Annotated in this window: 14 protein-coding genes; 8 read left to right on the top strand and 6 right to left on the bottom strand. The window is 65.5% G+C overall.

The window, feature by feature from the left end; translation table 11 throughout:
* Positions 1–26 precede the first annotated feature (26 nt).
* From hslU to ACI766_RS27385, 5 genes are all read right to left on the bottom strand, one after another.
* Positions 27–1,370 carry an ATP-dependent protease ATPase subunit HslU gene (hslU, locus tag ACI766_RS27405; RefSeq protein ID WP_003095854.1) on the bottom strand — a complete coding sequence of 448 codons (1,344 nt, stop codon included), beginning with the start codon at positions 1,368–1,370 and terminating at the stop codon, positions 27–29.
* A gap of 28 nt (positions 1,371–1,398) precedes the next feature.
* Positions 1,399–1,932: an ATP-dependent protease subunit HslV gene (hslV, locus tag ACI766_RS27400; RefSeq protein WP_003095852.1), complete on the bottom strand. Its 534-nt coding sequence runs from the start codon at positions 1,930–1,932 to the stop codon at positions 1,399–1,401.
* A 118-nt stretch (positions 1,933–2,050) separates the two neighbouring features.
* Complete coding sequence (locus tag ACI766_RS27395) at positions 2,051–2,746, bottom strand: SPOR domain-containing protein (protein ID WP_003095850.1); 696 nt, start codon at positions 2,744–2,746, stop codon at positions 2,051–2,053.
* Between the two features lie 34 nt (positions 2,747–2,780).
* Positions 2,781–4,544 carry an arginine--tRNA ligase gene (gene argS / locus ACI766_RS27390; protein ID WP_003110892.1) on the bottom strand — a complete coding sequence of 588 codons (1,764 nt, stop codon included), beginning with the start codon at positions 4,542–4,544 and terminating at the stop codon, positions 2,781–2,783.
* 249 nt (positions 4,545–4,793) lie between these two features.
* Positions 4,794–7,013 carry a primosomal protein N' gene (locus tag ACI766_RS27385; protein ID WP_003103282.1) on the bottom strand — a complete coding sequence of 740 codons (2,220 nt, stop codon included), beginning with the start codon at positions 7,011–7,013 and terminating at the stop codon, positions 4,794–4,796.
* 175 nt (positions 7,014–7,188) lie between these two features.
* On the opposite strand from ACI766_RS27385, the gene rpmE reads away from it, so the two are divergent.
* The 4 genes from rpmE to ACI766_RS27365 all read left to right on the top strand — a co-directional run bounded on the left by rpmE (position 7,189) and on the right by ACI766_RS27365 (position 11,038).
* A complete protein-coding gene (rpmE, locus tag ACI766_RS27380; protein WP_003095846.1) occupies positions 7,189–7,404 on the top strand; it encodes a 50S ribosomal protein L31 in 216 nt (71 codons plus the stop codon).
* A 59-nt stretch (positions 7,405–7,463) separates the two neighbouring features.
* The gene (locus tag ACI766_RS27375; RefSeq protein ID WP_003103280.1) at positions 7,464–8,231 is read left to right on the top strand and encodes a thermonuclease family protein; all 768 of its coding nucleotides are present in this window, start codon (positions 7,464–7,466) and stop codon (positions 8,229–8,231) included.
* Positions 8,228–9,667: a M48 family metalloprotease gene (locus ACI766_RS27370; RefSeq protein WP_003095844.1), complete on the top strand. Its 1,440-nt coding sequence runs from the start codon at positions 8,228–8,230 to the stop codon at positions 9,665–9,667. Before ACI766_RS27375 ends, ACI766_RS27370 begins: the two co-directional genes overlap by 4 nt.
* 102 nt (positions 9,668–9,769) lie before the next feature.
* Positions 9,770–11,038 (top strand): malic enzyme, encoded by a 1,269-nt coding sequence (locus tag ACI766_RS27365; RefSeq protein ID WP_003103278.1) that lies wholly within the window; start codon positions 9,770–9,772, stop codon positions 11,036–11,038.
* A gap of 104 nt (positions 11,039–11,142) precedes the next feature.
* Here ACI766_RS27365 and ACI766_RS27360 read toward each other — a convergent pair whose 3' ends face one another.
* Positions 11,143–13,611 carry a penicillin-binding protein 1A gene (locus ACI766_RS27360; RefSeq protein WP_003114576.1) on the bottom strand — a complete coding sequence of 823 codons (2,469 nt, stop codon included), beginning with the start codon at positions 13,609–13,611 and terminating at the stop codon, positions 11,143–11,145.
* Positions 13,612–13,795: 184 nt separating this feature from the next.
* Between ACI766_RS27360 and pilM the strand changes: the two genes are divergently transcribed.
* Genes pilM through pilP form a run of 4 tightly spaced genes read left to right on the top strand, consistent with a single transcriptional unit; the run spans position 13,796 to position 16,597 of the window.
* Positions 13,796–14,860, top strand: a complete 1,065-nt coding sequence (pilM, locus tag ACI766_RS27355; RefSeq protein WP_003110888.1) for a type IV pilus assembly protein PilM — start codon at positions 13,796–13,798, stop codon at positions 14,858–14,860.
* Positions 14,860–15,456, top strand: coding sequence for a type 4a pilus biogenesis protein PilN (gene pilN, locus ACI766_RS27350; RefSeq protein WP_003095839.1), 597 nt, complete (start codon positions 14,860–14,862; stop codon positions 15,454–15,456). The genes pilM and pilN overlap by 1 nt, the downstream gene beginning before the upstream one ends.
* Complete coding sequence (gene pilO / locus ACI766_RS27345) at positions 15,453–16,076, top strand: type 4a pilus biogenesis protein PilO (RefSeq protein WP_003103268.1); 624 nt, start codon at positions 15,453–15,455, stop codon at positions 16,074–16,076. The genes pilN and pilO overlap by 4 nt, the downstream gene beginning before the upstream one ends.
* Positions 16,073–16,597, top strand: coding sequence for a type 4a pilus biogenesis lipoprotein PilP (gene pilP, locus ACI766_RS27340; RefSeq protein ID WP_003095836.1), 525 nt, complete (start codon positions 16,073–16,075; stop codon positions 16,595–16,597). The genes pilO and pilP overlap by 4 nt, the downstream gene beginning before the upstream one ends.
* The last annotated feature ends 40 nt before the right edge of the window (positions 16,598–16,637 follow it).

Here is a 16,637-nt window from a genome sequence, read left to right as displayed (position 1 = left end):
GGTGTTGGCCGTGGCGGCGGCGGTGGTCAAAGGATGTAGCGGGACAGGTCCTCGTCCTCGGCCAGCTCGCCGAGGTGGCTGTTGACGTAGCCGGCATCGATCAGGATCGGCTTGTCGCTATGCTCGCTGGCCAGGTCGGCGGCGCTGAACGAGACCTCTTCCAGCAGCCGCTCGAGCAGCGTATGCAGGCGGCGGGCACCGATGTTCTCGGTCTTCTCGTTGACCTGCCAGGCGATCTCGGCAAGGCGCTTGATGCCGTCCTCGGCGAACTCGATGGCCAGCCCCTCGGTCTTCAGCAGCTCGCGGTACTGCTCGGTGAGCGAGGCATGCGGCTCGGTGAGGATGCGCTCGAAATCGTTCGGACTGAGGGCCTTGAGCTCCACGCGGATCGGCAGGCGGCCCTGCAGCTCGGGAACCAGGTCGCTCGGCTTGCTCAGGTGGAAGGCGCCGGAGGCGATGAACAGGATGTGGTCGGTCTTGACCATGCCCAGCTTGGTGTTCACCGTGCAGCCCTCGATCAGCGGCAGCAGGTCGCGCTGTACGCCCTCGCGGGAGACGTCGGCGCCGCCGGCGTTGGCGCGCTTGGCGATCTTGTCGATCTCGTCGATGAAGACGATGCCGTGCTGCTCGACCGCCTCCAGGGCGCGTGCCTTGAGCTCTTCCTCGTTGACCAGGCGCACCGCCTCTTCGTCGCGGATCAGCTTCAGGGCCTCGGCGACCTTCAGCTTGCGGGTCTTCTTCTTGCCCTTGCTCATGCCGGAGAACAGGTTCTGCAACTGGTTGGTCATCTCCTCCATGCCGGGCGGGGCCATGATCTCCACGCCGGCCGGGTTGTCGGCCACCTCGATGTCGATTTCCTTGTCGTCCAGCTGGCCTTCGCGCAGGCGCTTGCGGAACAGCTGGCGGGTGTTGCTGTCCTCGCGTGCCGGCTCGTCGCCGAAGCCCATGGCGGGACGCGCGGCCGGCAGCAGGGCATCGAGGATGCGCTCTTCGGCGGCGTCCTCGGCGCGATACTTGACCTTCTGGATCTCCTGTTCGCGGAGCATCTTCACCGCGGCGTCGGCGAGATCGCGGATGATCGATTCGACGTCGCGTCCGACATAGCCGACCTCGGTGAACTTGGTCGCCTCGACCTTGATGAACGGCGCGTTCGCCAGGCGCGCCAGGCGGCGGGCGATCTCGGTCTTGCCGACGCCGGTGGGGCCGATCATGAGGATGTTCTTCGGTGTTACCTCGGCGCGCAGCTCGGCCGGCAGTTGCATGCGTCGCCAGCGGTTGCGCAGGGCGATGGCGACGGCGCGCTTGGCGTCGTCCTGGCCGATGATGTGGCGGTTGAGTTCGTGGACGATCTCGCGGGGCGTCATGGACATTCGTTTACTCCAGCGGGGGACGAGCGCTTCAGACGGCGCTGTCCAGCTCCTCGATGGTCAGGTTCTGGTTGGTGAAGACGCAGATCGAGCCGGCGATGTTCAGCGCGGTCTCGGCGACTTCCCGAGCGCTCAGCTCGGCGTTGTGCTGCAGTAGGGCCAGGGCCGCGGCCTGGGCGAAGCCGCCGCCGGAGCCCATGGCGATCAGGCCGTGTTCGGGTTCGACCACGTCGCCGTTGCCGGTGATGATCAGCGAGGCATCCTTGTTGGCGACCGCGAGCATGGCTTCGAGGCGGCTCAGGGAGCGGTCGGTGCGCCAGTCCTTGGCCAGTTCGACGGCGGCGCGGACCAGGTGCCCCTGGTGTTTCTCCAGTTGCTGCTCGAAGCGCTCGAACAGGGTGAAGGCATCGGCGGTGGCGCCGGCGAAACCGGCCAGTACCTGACCGTGATACAGGCGCCGGACCTTCTTGGCGTTGCCTTTCATCACGGTGTTGCCCAGGGAAACCTGGCCGTCGCCGCCCATGACGACTTTGCCGTTGCGGCGGACAGATACGATGGTGGTCAAGGGGGAAATCTCCACACTGCGGGGCCGAATGCCCGGAATGCTGGGAGATATAGGGGCGATCCGCGGCTTTTCAACCGCACGCACCGCCGTGCGTCGGAACGCACGGCGTGGCCCGCGTTCAGCGGGCCTTGCGTTGCTGTAACAGCAGGTTGCTGAAGCCGTTGGAGGACAGTGTCTTCTGCGCCTGGGACAACTGGTCGCGGCTGTTGAACGGGCCGACCATCACCCGGTACCAGGTCTCGTCGCGGACGTTGCCGGCCTCGACGTTCACCGACTGCCCGAGCAGGATGATCTGCGCGCGCACGCGGTCGGCGTCGGACTGCTTGCGGAACGAGCCGGCCTGCAGGAAGAACTGCGTGCTGGCGGCGACCACCGCTTTCGGCAGCGGCGGTGGCACCTGCCCGGCGAGTGCGGCCTTGGCCCGCGCTTCGTCGGCCTTGGCCAGTTCGGCGGGGGTGGGCGGCGGCGGGGCCTTCTCCGGTACCGCTTCCGGCGGCACCACGACCTCGGACTCCGGCAGCAGGGTGTAGAACTCGTACTTCGGCTTGGCCTGGGCCGGCGTCTGCGTTTGCGCGGGCTGCTGGGCCTGGCCGTTCTGCTGCGGCTGCTTGCCCTGCACGGCGGCCGGGCGCTGGGCGTCCGGGCGTTCGCGCTGGACGTCCTTGCGCCCGGGTTCGAGCTTCATCAGGAACATGATGAAGCCGCCGATGGCCAGGCCGGCGACCAGCCAGACCCAGCCGGGAACGCCGTTCTTCGCGGCGGGCGCCTGGTAGCGGCTGGCGCCGCGCTTGGGGGCGGGTTTCTTCTTTGCCATGGGGGTTCCCGGACTCCTGTTCGGGCGGGTTCGATTACATGCGTTCCAGAGTCTTCAGACCGAGCAGCTCCAGGCCCTGTTCCAGGGTACGGCCGGTCAGCGCGGCGAGACGCAGGCGGCTGTCCTTCTGCGCCGGGTCCTCGGCGGTGAGGATCGGGCAATGCTCGTAGAAGCTGGAGAACAGCCCGGCCAACTCGTACAGGTAGGCGCAGAGCAGGTGCGGCACGCCCTTGAGCGCGACGTTGTTGATCAGGTCGCCGAACTGCGCCAGCTGTGCGGCCAGGGCCAGCTCCTGGGGCTGCTCGAGGACGATCTTCCCGCCCAGTTGCTCGCGGCCCTGGCCGAGCTTGCGGAAGACGCTGGCCACGCGGGTGCAGGCGTAGAGCAGGTAGGGTGCGGTGTTGCCTTCGAAGCTCAGCATCAGTTCGAAGTTGAAGCTGTAGTCGCTGGTGCGGTGCTTGGACAGGTCGGCGTACTTCACCGAGTCGATCCCCACCACCCGGCCGATCTCGCGCAGCTGGACCTCGTCGAACGGCTCCTCGCCACGCTCGGCGCGCTGCTCGTTGCGTTCCTTGACCAGCGCATAGGCGCGGCTCTCGGCCTCTTCCAGCAGGTCGATCAGCTTCACCGTACCGCCGTCGCGGGTCTTGAACGGACGGCCGTCGGCGCCGTTCATGGTGCCGAAGCCCATATGCTCCAGCTCCATGCCGGCCGGAACGAAACCGGCGCGCCGCGCCACTTCGAAGACCTGCTGGAAGTGCAGGGCCTGGCGCTGGTCGACGAAGTACAGCACGCGGTCGGCGTGCAGCACGTTGTGCCGATAACGCATGGCGGCGAGGTCGGTGGTGGCGTAGAGGTAGCCGCCGCCGGCCTTCTGCACGATCACCGGGAGCGGATTGCCCTCGGCGTTCTTGAACTCTTCGAGGAAGACGCACAACGCGCCGTTGTCTTCGGTGAGCAGGCCCTTGGCGGTCAGGTCGGCGACCACCTGGGCGAGGTCGTCGTTGTAGGCGCTCTCGCCCATGACGTCGGCCATGCTCAGCTTCACGCCGAGACGGTCGTAGACCTTCTGGCAGTGCGACAGGGAAATCTCGTTGAAGCGGGTCCACAGGCGCAGGCAGTCGGGGTCGCCGGCCTGCAGCTTGACTACCAGTTCGCGGGCGCGGTCGGCGAATTCGGGAGACTCGTCGAAGCGTTTCTTCGCCGCGCGGTAGAAGACCTCCAGGTCGTGCAGCTCGGCCTCGGCGTCGACCGGTTGCTCTTCCAGGTAGGCGAGCAGCATGCCGAACTGGGTGCCCCAGTCGCCGACATGGTTCTGCCGGATCACCGTGTCGCCGAGGAACTCGAGGACGCGCGCGACGGCGTCGCCGATGATGGTCGAACGCAGGTGGCCGACGTGCATCTCCTTGGCCAGGTTCGGCGAGGACAGGTCGATCACCACGCGCTGCGCCGGGCCTGCCTTGCGCACGCCGAGACGTTCGTCGGCGAGTGCGCGGTCGAGGCTGGCGGCGAGCCAGACGTGATCCTGGAAGAAGTTGAGGAAGCCGGGGCCGGCGATCTCCACCTTGGCCAGTTGCTCGTGGGCGGGGATTGCCTCGACCAGCCTGGCGGCCAGGTCGCGCGGCTTCATCCCGGCCGGCTTGGCCAGCATCATGGCGATGTTGCTGGCGAAATCGCCGTGGCTACGGTCCTTGGTGTTCTCCACCTGGATGTCCGGGGTCAGGCCGGCGGGCAGGGTGCCGTCCGCGGTCAGTTGGTCGAGGGCTTGCTGGATCAGCTGGCGAATCGTGTCTTTCATCGTTTTTCTCCGTGCTCGCGGGCAGAGGGGCGGCGCGCGACGGTCGGGCAGGGGAAGGGCCGGCGGATGCGGCGCTCCGAAGTTCACTCCCCGCGATGTGCGCGGGGTGGCCGGTCGAGGCTCAGAACCGCGCATTATCCGTGGGCGGACAGGCGTTGCCAACCGTTGCGGCGATTAGCCGACAGTTTGCGCCGGACATCGCGGATTCCGGCTGACCCCAGTCAAGCGGGGCGTCTTCCTGGAAGGCGCTCAGAACAGGTCGATCGGATCGATATCGAGCGACCAGCGCACCTGGCGCCCGCCGGGCAACTGTTCGAGGCTCTGCAGCCAGGGCGTCAGCAGGCGATGCAGCGGCGCCCGGCTCATGCACTGCAGCAGCAGTTGCGCGCGGTGCTTGCCGGCACGCCGCTCCATGGGCGCGGGCACCGGCCCGAGCAGTTCCACCTCCGGTCCGCCCATCTGCTCGAGCAATTGCTCGGCGGCACTGCAGGCGCTGTCGAGGAAGGCTTCCGCCTGGCCCGGCTTGTGCGCTTCGGCGCGCAGCAGGGCGAGGTGGGCGAAGGGCGGCAGGCCGGCGGCGCGGCGTTCGCTGAGGGCCTGTTCGGCAAAGGCGAAGTAGCCGTCCTCGGTGAGCTGGACCAGCAGCGGGTGATCGGCCAGGTGGGTCTGGATCAGTACCCGTCCGGGCTCCTCGGCGCGTCCTGCGCGGCCGGCGACCTGGACGATCTGCTGGGCCATGCGTTCGCTGGCGCGGAAGTCGGCGGAAAACAGGCCGCCATCGGCATCGAGGATCGCCACCAGGGTGACCCGTGGGAAGTGGTGCCCCTTGGCGAGCATCTGGGTGCCGACCAGGATGCATGGCTCACCGCTGTTGATGGTGGCGAAGAGGTCGCGCATGGCGTGCTTGCGCGAGGTGCTGTCGCGGTCGATGCGCAGCACCGGATGGTTCGGGAAGAGAATCCGCAGGCGTTCCTCGGCGCGCTCGGTGCCGGCGCCTACCGGACGCAGGTCGAGCTTGCCGCACTGCGGGCAGTTCATCGGCGGCCGCTGGCGGTGGTCGCAGTGGTGGCAGCGCAACTCGCCGCTGCCCTGGTGCACGGTCATCCGCGCGTCGCAGCGCGGGCATTGGCTGATCCAGCCGCAGTCGTGGCAAAGCAGGGTCGGAGCGAAGCCGCGGCGGTTGAGGAACACCAGGACCTGCTGGCCGGCCGCCAGGGTATCGCCGATGGCCTGTTGCAGCGGGCGGGAAAGGCCGGCGTCGAGCGGCATGCTCTTCACGTCGAGGCGGATGAACTTCGGCGGGTGCGCGCCACCGGCGCGCTGGGTCAGGCGCAGCAGGCCGTAGCGGCCGGCCTGGGCGTTGTGCAGGCTTTCCAGGGCGGGCGTGGCCGAACCGAGCAGGATCGGCACGTTCTCCAGGCGTGCGCGTACCAGTGCCAGGTCGCGGGCGTGGTAGCGCAGTCCGTCCTGCTGTTTATAGGAGGCGTCGTGTTCCTCGTCGACGATGATCAGTCCCGGCCGCTTCAGCGGCGTGAACAGTGCCGAGCGGGTGCCGATGACGATGTCGGCCTCGCCATCCCGGGCGGCGAGCCAGGCGTCGAGGCGCTCGCGGTCGGTCAGGGCCGAATGCAGCAGGGCGATGCGCGCGTTGAAGCGGCGTTCGAAACGCGCCAGGGTCTGCGGCCCCAGGTTGATCTCGGGAATCAGCACCAGGGCCTGGCGGCCTGCGGCCAGGGTTTCGCGGATCAGTTGCAGGTAGACCTCGGTCTTGCCGCTGCCGGTGACCCCGGCCAGCAGGAAGCAATGGAAACCGCCGTGGCTGGCGCGAACCGCCTCGAAGGCGGCGCGCTGCTCGGGGTTCAGCGGCAACTCCGCCTGGGCCAGCCAGCCGCCTTCGCGCGGCGGGGTGCTGTGGCGCCGCACCTCCAGTTCGACCAAGCCTTTTTCCTTGAGCAGGTCGAGGCTGTCCTTGTTTATCTGCAACTGGTTCAGCAACTCATGGGACACCCCGTGCGGATGCTGCTTGAGAATCGCCAGGGCCTGGCGCTGGCGCGGCGCCCGGGCCAGGCGCGGATCGTCGAGGCTGGATTGCGCGGTGGCATGCCAGAAGCGCTGCTGGCGCGCCTCGGCCGGCTCGCCCTGGCGCAACAGGTTGGGCAGCGCCCAGGACAGGGTGTCGCCGAGGCTGTGCTGGTAGTACTGGGCGGTCCAGCGACAGAGTTCGAGCAGGTGCGCCGGCATCGGCGGCTTGGCGTCGAGTACCCTGAGGGCAGGCTTGAGCTTGTCTTCGGGTACTTCGGAACGGTCCGTCACCTCTATCAGAACGCCAACCAGCTCCCGGCGCCCGAACGGCAGCAGCAGGCGAATCCCCGGCTGTAGGGCGCTGCGCGGAATGCCGCGGGGCGCGCGGTAGTCGAACAGGCGGCGGAGTGGCGAAGGCAGGGCTAGGCGTAGGATCAGGTCTGACACTCAGCGGCTTCCGGGGATGAAGGAAACGAGGACTGGGCCGGCGATGTTAGCAGACGACCGGCGGGCGGGGTCGCTTGCATAGATGAATCGGTCTGGTATGATCCACGCCCTTAATTACGTGCGGTGCCTGGTAAACGCGCTGGGTGGCGGCACACAACGCCTCGAGGATTGAATCATGAAAGCGGACATCCATCCGACTTACGAAGCTATCGAAGCTACCTGCAGCTGCGGTAACGTCATCAAGACCCGTTCCACCCTGTGCAAGCCGATCCACCTGGACGTGTGCTCCGAATGCCACCCGTTCTACACCGGCAAGCAGAAGGTGCTGGACACCGGCGGCCGTATCGACCGCTTCAAGCAGCGTTTCGGCGTATTCGGCGCCACCAAGTAAGCCGCTTGCCGCGAACGCGCGCAATGCTACTTGTCGCTGTACCGAGAAAGGCGTCCCTGGTGGGCGCCTTTTTCATGTCCGTGGTTTCCGCCTTCGCCGGTGCGGCGGAGGCCTGCCGGCCTACCGGCGCCTTGCAGAACGTCGAGGTGGCGCGGGTGGTGGACGGCGATACCGTGCGCCTGCGCGATGGCCGCAGCGTGCGGCTGATCGGTATCAACGCGCCTGAGCTGGCGCACAACGGTCGCACCACCGAGCCCTTCGCCGAAGCCGCGAAGCAGCGACTGCAGGCGCTGGTATCGGCCAGCGACGGGCGTCTCGCCCTGCAGCCGGGCCGCCAGGCCCGCGATCACTACGGGCGGACCCTGGCGCACCTGTTCGATGCCAGCGGCGCCAACCTCGAGGCGCGCCTGCTCGGCGAGGGCCTGGGCTACCTGGTGGCGGTCGCGCCGAACACCGAGCTGACGGCCTGTCAGCAAGCGGCGGAACGTGCAGCGCGTTCGGCTAATCTGGGTGTATGGAAGCGTTCGCCGGTGCTTTCGCTCGATCGACTGGCGCAGAGCGGCTTCGCCGTGGTCCGCGGGCGGGTGCTCGAGGTCGAACGCAACCGGGGCGGTATCTGGCTGGAGATGGACGGTCCGCTGGTCCTGCGGATCGAGCCGAAGGTGCTCAAGGCGTTCGATGCGAAACGGGTGATGCAGATGGCGGGACGTTCGCTGGAAGTGCGTGGCTGGGTGGTCGATCGTTCCCGCCGTGGCGCTGTGCCGGCCGGCAAGGCGCGCTGGCAGATGTCGGTGACCGATCCGGCGATGCTGGAATGGTTGCCATGAAGACCGCCTGGCTCCTGCTGCTGTTGCTGGGAGTCGGCGCGCTGGGCGGCTGCGCGGTGAACCCGGCCACCGGCAAGAGCGATTTCGTGATGATGAGCGAGCAGCAGGAACTCGGCATGGGCGCTCGCTACAACCAGGAAATCCTCAAGCAGTTCCCCCGCTACAACGATGAAAAGCTCCAGGCCTACGTGCAACGGGTAGGCGAGCGGGTCGCCCGCAGCAGCCACCGCAGCAATCTGCAATATCATTTCACCGTCATCGATTCGCCGGACATCAACGCCTTCGCCCTGCCGGGCGGCTACATCTATATCCATCGCGGACTGATCGCCTACCTTGGCTCCGAGGCCGAACTGGCCGCGGTGCTCGGTCATGAGGTCGGCCACGTCACGGCGCGCCACAGCGTGCGCCAGCAGAGCCAGGCCAGCGCCTGGAACATCCTTGGCCAGGCGGTGGCGATCGGCACCGGGGTCGGTGCCGCCGGCGACCTGGCCAACGTGCTCGGCACGGCCTTCGTCCGCGGCTACGGGCGTGACATGGAACTGGAAGCCGATGGTCTCGGCGCTCAGTACCTGGCCCGCGCCGGCTACGATCCGACGGCGATGATCCAGGTGGTGCGGGTGCTGAAGAACCAGGAGGACTTCGCTCGCGAAGAGGCTGCGCGCAATGGCCAGGCGGTACAGGCCGGCGGCTACCACGGGTTGTTCGATACCCATCCGGACAACGACCGGCGTCTGCAGGAAGTGGTCGGCCCGGCCCGGCAACTGGCCAACGGACAGCAGGAAGTGGGGCGCGAGGTCTTTCTTCGCCATCTGGAAGGCATGCCGTTCGGCGACTCGGCATCGGCCGGGGTGCGTCGCGGGCAGAACTTCTACCATGCCGAGCTGGACTTCACCCTGAGCTATCCGGCGGGCTGGAAGATCCTCAACCAGCCCAGTGCCCTGCTTGGCTATCCGGCGGACGAGCAGTCGTTCATCGGCATGAAGCTGGTGCCCCATGATTCCCGCCTGACGCCCGCGGAGTTCCTGCGCAAGAACGCCGGGCAACGGCTGGCCCAGGAAGAGTCGCTGAAGCAGGCAGGACTGAACGGCTACACGGCGGTGGTGCCAGGCAACCCGGCGCGACGGGTTGCTGTGATCTACCAGGGCGACCGCGCCTACCTGTTCGTCGGCGTGGTCAAGGTCGGTTCCCTGGAGACCCAGGACGACCGCTTCCTCAGCGTGATCCGCAGCTTCCGTCCGCTGCGCGACAAGGAGCGGGCCCTGGCGCAGCCGCGACGCCTGCACCTGGTGCAGGTCAAGGCGGGGCAGACGCTGGAGCAATTGGCGGCTGGCGGCGAGGGGTCATTGAGTGACTCCGTGGCTCGTCTGCGTCTGCTGAATGACCTTTATCCGAGCGGTGAACCCCGTCCGGGCGATTGGCTTAAAGTCGTACGCTAGAGGTCTTGACAGCCGGGTCCTGACGATCTTGTGGGGCGTCGTCTTCTTGCGTATGCTCGGTCGCCCCGTCTGTCCAACAAGCAATAAAGCGGAAGTGCCCAAATGTCCGATCTTAAAACCGCTGCCCTCGAATATCACGCACAACCCCGTCCGGGAAAACTGAGTGTCGAGCTGACCAAACCCACCGCTACCGCCCGGGACCTGTCCCTGGCCTACAGCCCGGGTGTCGCCGAGCCGGTGCGTGAAATCGCCCGCGATGCCGAGCTGGCCTACCAGTACACCGGCAAGGGCAACCTGGTGGCAGTGATTTCCGACGGCACCGCGATTCTCGGCCTGGGTAACCTCGGCCCGCTGGCCTCCAAGCCGGTGATGGAAGGCAAGGGTGTGCTGTTCAAGCGCTTCGCCGGCATCGACGTGTTCGACATCGAGGTCGACGCCGAGAGCCCGCAGGCTTTCATCGATACCGTCAAGCGTATTTCCATCACCTTCGGCGGTATCAACCTCGAGGACATCAAGGCTCCCGAGTGTTTCGAGATCGAGCGCGCGCTGATCGAACAGTGCGACATCCCGGTGTTCCACGATGACCAGCACGGCACCGCCATCGTGACCGCGGCGGGCATGCTCAACGCGCTGGAACTGGCCGGCAAGAAGCTGGAAGAAGCGAAGATCGTCTGCCTCGGCGCCGGCGCTGCCGCCATCTCCTGCATGAAGCTGCTGGTGAGCATGGGCGCCAAGGTCGAGAACATCTACATGATCGACCGCAAGGGCGTGATCCACGCCGGTCGCGACGACCTGAACCAGTACAAGTCGGTGTTCGCCACCGAGACCGACAAGCGCACCCTGGCCGACGCCCTGGAGGGCGCCGACGTGTTCGTCGGCCTGTCCGGCGCCAACCTGCTGGAGCCGGAAGACCTCAAGCGCATGGCGCCGAACCCGATCGTGTTCGCCTGCTCGAACCCGGACCCGGAGATCAAGCCGGAACTGGCCCATGCCACCCGTAACGACGTGATCATGGCTACCGGTCGTTCCGACTATCCGAACCAGGTCAACAACGTGCTCGGTTTCCCCTTCATCTTCCGTGGTGCCCTGGACGTACGTGCCACGCGCATCAACGAAGAGATGAAGATCGCCGCCGCCCTGGCCCTGCGCGACCTGGCCAAGCAGCCGGTCCCGGAAGACGTCTGCGCCGCCTATGGCGTGGACAAGCTGGAATTCGGCCGCGAGTACATCATTCCGAAGCCGATGGACAAGCGCCTGATCACCGTGGTCTCCGATGCCGTGGCCAAGGCTGCCATCGAGACCGGCGTGGCTACCCTGCCGTATCCGAAGAACTATCCGCTGAAATCGGTGGACGACGTCTTCAACGGCTGATCGATCGATCCGCCGGATAAAAAGAAACCCCGCCTTGGCGGGGTTTCTTTTTGCCTGCGCCTCGCGCTCCCGTCGTCGCCAACGAAGCGCAGGCGCCGGCCGGTTCAGAACAGGTCGATCGGCGCGCCTTCGTCATCCGGCAGCGGGCTGCCAGGGAAGCTGCCTGGCGGCAGTTCATTGACCGAGGGCGGGGTATCCTCGTTCTTGAACATCTCGAAATAGGCGCCGGGAGTGCCCGGCGCGGCCGAACGGCCGGTCACCGGGTCGATGCGCAGGCTGACGATGCCTGGCGGCTCGGCCATGGTGTGCATCGGCTTGTCCTTGAGGGCGAAGCCCATGTACCTGATCCAGATCGGCAGCGCGACGGTACCGCCGTACTCGCGGCGACCCAGGGTCTCCGGCTGGTCGAAGCCGACCCAGACGCTGGTCACGTAGTCGGAGTTGTAGCCGGAGAACCAGCCATCCTTGGAATCGTTGGTGGTGCCGGTCTTGCCGGCCAGGTCGGTGCGCTTCAGCGCCAGGGCGCGACGCCCGGTACCGCGCTTGATCACGTCCTGCAGCATGCTGGTCATGATATAGGCGGTACGGGCATCGATGATCCGCTCGGCCGGGGTCGGCTCGAAGGTGGTCTGGGCCTTGGCGGCGACTTGCTGGGCTTCGATCGAACCTTCGCCTTCGGCGCTCTCCGGATGCTCGGGGTCACCAGGATTCCCGGCGTCTTCCGCATCCGCAGCGACCTGTTCTTCCACCGGCACGCGGGGCGGATTGGCCTGGTACAGCACCTGTCCGTCGCGGCTCTCGATGCGTTCGATGACGTACGGATTGACCTTGTAGCCGCCGTTGGCGAATACGCTCCAGGCGCCGGCGATTTCCATCGGTGTGACTGTCGCGGTACCCAGGGCCAGGGAGAAGTTGCGCGGCAGTTCGTCGCGCTGGAAGCCGAACTTGGTGATGTAGCTGATCGCCCGCTCGATGCCCAGGCCCTGCAGGACGCGGATCGAGACCATGTTGCGGGACTTGTACAGGGCTTCGCGCAGCGGGATCGGGCCGAGGAAGGTATTGGTGTCGTTCTTCGGTCGCCAGACCTTGTCCAGGTACTCGTCGACGAACACGATCGGCGCATCGTTGACCAGGCTGGCGGCGGTGAAGCCGTTGTCCAGGGCCGCGCTGTAGATGAACGGCTTGAAACTGGAGCCCGGCTGGCGCTTGGCCTGGATCGCGCGGTTGTAGTTGCTCTGCTCGAAGGAGAAGCCGCCGACCAGCGAGCGGATCGCCCCGTCCTTCGGGTCAAGGGAGATCAGCGCGCTCTGTGCGGCGGGAATCTGTACGAAGCGCAGGGTGCCGTCTTCCTGGCGCTGCACGCGGATCTGGTCGCCGGCCTGGGCCACGTCGGCGGGCTGGCGCGGCATCGGGCCCATGCTGTTGTTGCTGAGGAAGGGGCGTGCCCATTTCATGCTGTCCCAGGTCACGGCTTCTTCCTTGCCGTCGCGGGTCATCACCATGATCCCGCTCTTTTCCACCTGGGTGACGATCGCCGGCTCCAGGCCGCCGATGCTGCGCTGCTGGCCCAGGTGCTTGAGCCAGGCGTCGCGGGTCTGGCCCGGCAGGCGGGTCTCCGGGCCGCGGTAGCCGTGGCGCTGGTCATAGTCGATGAGGCCGTCGCGGACCGATTGGCTGGCGGCGTTCTGCAGGTCGCTGCGGACCGTGGTGATGACCTTGTAGCCCTCGGTATAGGCCTCGCTGCCGTAGCGGCCGACCATCTCGGCACGGGCCATCTCGGCGATGTAGGGCGCATTCAGTTCGGGGGTCTGCACGTGGTAGGAGGCGTTGATCGGCTCCTCGACGGCGGCCTGGTAGCGTTGCTGGTCGATGAAGCCGAGCTTGAGCATGCGCTCGAGGATCCAGTTGCGCCGCTCCGTACTGCGGGTCGGGTTGACCAGCGGGTTGTAGCGCGAGGGCGCTTTCGGCAGGCCGGCGATCATCGCCATCTCGGCCAGGCTCAAGTCTTTGATCGGCTTGCCGTAATAGACCTGTGCGGCAGCCTCGATGCCATAGGCACGGTTGCCCAGGTAGATCTTGTTGACGTAGAGCTCGAGGATCTCGTCCTTGGTCAGCTGTCGCTCGATCTGCAGGGCCAGGAGGATTTCATTGATCTTTCGCGAGAAGCTTCTTTCATTGGTAAGGAAGTAGTTCTTCGCTACCTGCATGGTGATGGTGCTGCCGCCAGTCTGGATGTGACCGCTTTTCAATAATTGCGCGGCGGCGCGCATTAGGCTTTTCACATCGACGCCATAATGGTTGGCGAAATTGTCGTCCTCGGCGGACAGCAGGGCATGGATGAAGTCCTGCGGGATGTCGGCGAAGCGGATCGGCGTCCGGCGCATCTCGCCGAACTCGGAGATCAGCTTGCCGTCCTCGCTGTAGACCTTGAGGGGGATCTGCAGCTGGACGTTACGCAGAGCTTCCACCGAGGGCAGGCTGGGACTCAGATAGAGATAGGCGCCGCTGAAACTGAGCAGCACTCCACAAATCAGGGTGACGCAAGTCCACCACAGGAACTTCAGCAGGCGCATGGGTAGATTCGGATTTCCAGGAAAAAGAAAGAGTTAAGCGAATAGGACAGGAAAAAGGCAAAAGCTGTTCACATTATAAGCAATTTTTCTGTGACCTAGCCATTTGCCTGGCCTTCGGCTCTGGTATCTAATGTGAAAAAAGAAGAATCGTTCGTAAGTATTGAACGCTAATAGGGAATTGGTCGTGCTAGGGCTCATAAAGAAGAAAGCGAACACCTTGCTGGGGATCGACATCAGCTCGACCTCGGTAAAGCTCCTTGAGTTGAGCCGCTCCGGAGGCCGCTACAAAGTGGAGGCCTATGCCGTCGAGCCGCTTCCGCCGAATGCAGTCGTGGAAAAGAACATCGTCGAGCTGGAAGGGGTCGGCCAGGCGTTGTCACGGGTGCTGGTCAAGGCGAAAACCAACCTGAAGTCGGCCGTGGTCGCCGTCGCCGGTTCGGCGGTGATCACCAAGACCATCGAGATGGAGGCCGGGCTTTCCGAGGATGAACTGGAAAACCAGCTGAAGATCGAGGCCGACCAGTACATCCCCTATCCGCTGGAGGAAGTCGCCATCGACTTCGAGGTCCAGGGGCTCTCCGCGCGCAATCCCGAGCGCGTGGACGTACTCCTGGCCGCCTGTCGGAAAGAGAACGTCGAGGTCCGCGAAGCGGCCCTGGCGCTGGCCGGCCTGACCGCCAAGGTGGTCGACGTCGAGGCCTACGCGCTGGAGCGCTCCTATGCGCTGCTGAGCAGCCAGCTGGGTGCCGACACCGACCAGTTGACCGTGGCGGTAGTGGACATCGGCGCGACCATGACCACCCTGAGCGTCCTGCACAACGGACGCACCATCTATACCCGCGAACAGCTGTTCGGCGGTCGCCAGCTCACCGAGGAGATCCAGCGGCGTTACGGACTCTCGGTGGAGGAAGCCGGTCTCGCCAAGAAGCAGGGCGGTCTTCCGGATGACTACGACAGCGAAGTTCTGCGTCCGTTCAAGGACGCCGTGGTGCAGCAGGTTTCCCGCTCGCTGCAGTTCTTCTTCGCCGCCGGACAGTTCAACGACGTCGACTACATCGTCCTGGCGGGCGGTACGGCGTCTATCCAGGATCTCGATCGGTTGATCCAGCAGAAGATCGGCACCCCGACCCTGGTCGCCAACCCGTTCGCCGACATGGCGCTGAACGGCAAGGTGAATGCCGGCGCCCTGGCCAGCGACGCTCCGGCGTTGATGATCGCCTGCGGCCTGGCGTTGAGGAGTTTCGACTGATGGCACGGATCAACCTTCTACCCTGGCGCGAAGAGCTGCGCGAGCAGCGCAAGCAGCAGTTCCTGGTGATTCTTGGCGGCGTCCTGGTGGCATCGGCTGCGCTGGTATTCCTTGGCGACCAGTACTTCACCGCGGCCATCGAGAACCAGAACGCCCGCAACGACTTCCTGCGCAAGGAAATCGTCGTACTCGACGCCCGGATCAAGGAAATCAGCGAACTGAAGTCGCGGCGCCAGCAATTGCTCGAGCGGATGAAGATCATCCAGGACCTGCAGGGCAACCGTCCCATCATCGGACGGGTGTTCGACCAGCTCGTGCGGACCTTGCCCGACGGCGTGTATTTCACCGACCTGAAGATGACCGGCAAGAACATCGCCATCGCCGGCGCGGCCGAGTCCAACAACCGCGTTTCCAATCTCATGCGCAACATGGACGCGTCCGAGTGGCTGACCGCCCCGACCCTGAACGAGGTCAAGGCGGTGACCCAGGGCGCGGTGGACCAGGCCAACGTGTTCCAACTGACCGTGCAGCAGACGCAGCCCGGCGAAGAAGACGCCAAGGCGAAGCATGGGGTTGCGCAAGGAGCCAAGAAATGAGTCTGGCCAGTTCCCTGGAAAGTCTGCGCAAGATCGATATCAACGATCTCGACCTGAACAACATCGGTTCCTGGCCGGCGGCGGTCAAGGTCATCGTCTGCGTGCTGCTGACCGCGGCGGTCCTGGCGCTGGGCTACAACTTCCATCTGAGTGACATGCAGGCTCAGCTCGAACAGCAGGCCGCGGAAGAGGAGACGCTCAAGCAGCAGTTCTCCACCAAGGCCTTCCAGGCCGCGAACCTGGAAGCCTACAAGGCACAGATGAAGGAGATGGAAGAGTCCTTTGGCGCCTTGCTGCGGCAGTTGCCCAGCGACACCGAGGTACCCGGGCTGCTCGAGGACATCACTCGTACCGGCCTGGGCAGCGGCCTGGAGTTCGAGGAAATCAAGCTGCTTCCCGAGGTTGCCCAGCAGTTCTACATCGAGCTGCCGATCCAGATCAGCGTGGTCGGCGGCTACCACGACCTGGCGACCTTCGTCAGCGGCGTGTCCAGCCTGCCGCGGATCGTCACCCTGCATGACTTCGAGATCAAGCCGGTCGCGCCCGGCAGCACGTCCAAGCTGCGCATGAGCATCCTGGCCAAGACCTATCGCTACAACGACAAGGGGCTGAAGAAATGAGAGCCCGCCTGATTCTGAGCAGCCTGCTGCTCGCCAGCCTGGCCGGATGCGGCGGCGGTTCCGATTTCGCCGATCTGCAGTCCTACATGGACGAGGTTCGCGCCCGGCCCAAGGGCACCATCGAGCCGTTGCCGAAGTTCCAGCCGTACGAGGCCTTCACCTATAGCGCCGCGTCGCTACGCAGCCCGTTCCAGCCGCCGGTGAAGATCGACCTGACCGTGCGGCAGAAGGGCAACAAGGTGATCAAGCCCGACGAGACGCGGGTCAAGCAGTTCCTGGAAGGCTTCAACATCGAGACCTTCGAGATGGTCGGCACCCTGTCCAACGCCCAGGGCACCTTCGCCCTGGTGAAGGGCGCGGGTGGCGTGCACCGGGTGAGGGTCGGGGACTACCTGGGGCGCAACGACGGCAAGGTCGTCGGCATCAGCGAAGGAAAAATAGACGTGATCGAAATCGTTCCTGACGGAGAGGGGAACTGGCTGGAGCGTCCGCGCAGCCTGACTCTCAAGGAACGCTCCTGAGGGCGGGGAAAAACATGCATAACCAACAGCAGTCTGTACA

The sequence above is a fragment of the Pseudomonas sp. DL genome (assembly GCF_047199225.1).
Taxonomy (GTDB): Bacteria; Pseudomonadota; Gammaproteobacteria; order Pseudomonadales; family Pseudomonadaceae; genus Pseudomonas; species Pseudomonas aeruginosa.
This window is presented reverse-complemented; position numbering and strand designations above follow the sequence as displayed.

Bases quoted from the DNA above. Each gene is read 5' to 3' on its own strand.
- hslU (WP_003095854.1), bottom strand. From the start codon at position 1,370: ATGTCCATGACGCCCCGCGAGATCGTCCACGAACTCAACCGCCACATC.
- ACI766_RS27395 (WP_003095850.1), bottom strand. From the start codon at position 2,746: ATGGCAAAGAAGAAACCCGCCCCCAAGCGCGGCGCCAGCCGCTACCAG.
- argS (WP_003110892.1), bottom strand. From the start codon at position 4,544: ATGAAAGACACGATTCGCCAGCTGATCCAGCAAGCCCTCGACCAACTG.
- rpmE (WP_003095846.1), top strand. From the start codon at position 7,189: ATGAAAGCGGACATCCATCCGACTTACGAAGCTATCGAAGCTACCTGC.
- ACI766_RS27370 (WP_003095844.1), top strand. From the start codon at position 8,228: ATGAAGACCGCCTGGCTCCTGCTGCTGTTGCTGGGAGTCGGCGCGCTG.
- ACI766_RS27365 (WP_003103278.1), top strand. From the start codon at position 9,770: ATGTCCGATCTTAAAACCGCTGCCCTCGAATATCACGCACAACCCCGT.
- ACI766_RS27360 (WP_003114576.1), bottom strand. From the start codon at position 13,611: ATGCGCCTGCTGAAGTTCCTGTGGTGGACTTGCGTCACCCTGATTTGT.
- pilN (WP_003095839.1), top strand. From the start codon at position 14,860: ATGGCACGGATCAACCTTCTACCCTGGCGCGAAGAGCTGCGCGAGCAG.
- pilO (WP_003103268.1), top strand. From the start codon at position 15,453: ATGAGTCTGGCCAGTTCCCTGGAAAGTCTGCGCAAGATCGATATCAAC.
- pilP (WP_003095836.1), top strand. From the start codon at position 16,073: ATGAGAGCCCGCCTGATTCTGAGCAGCCTGCTGCTCGCCAGCCTGGCC.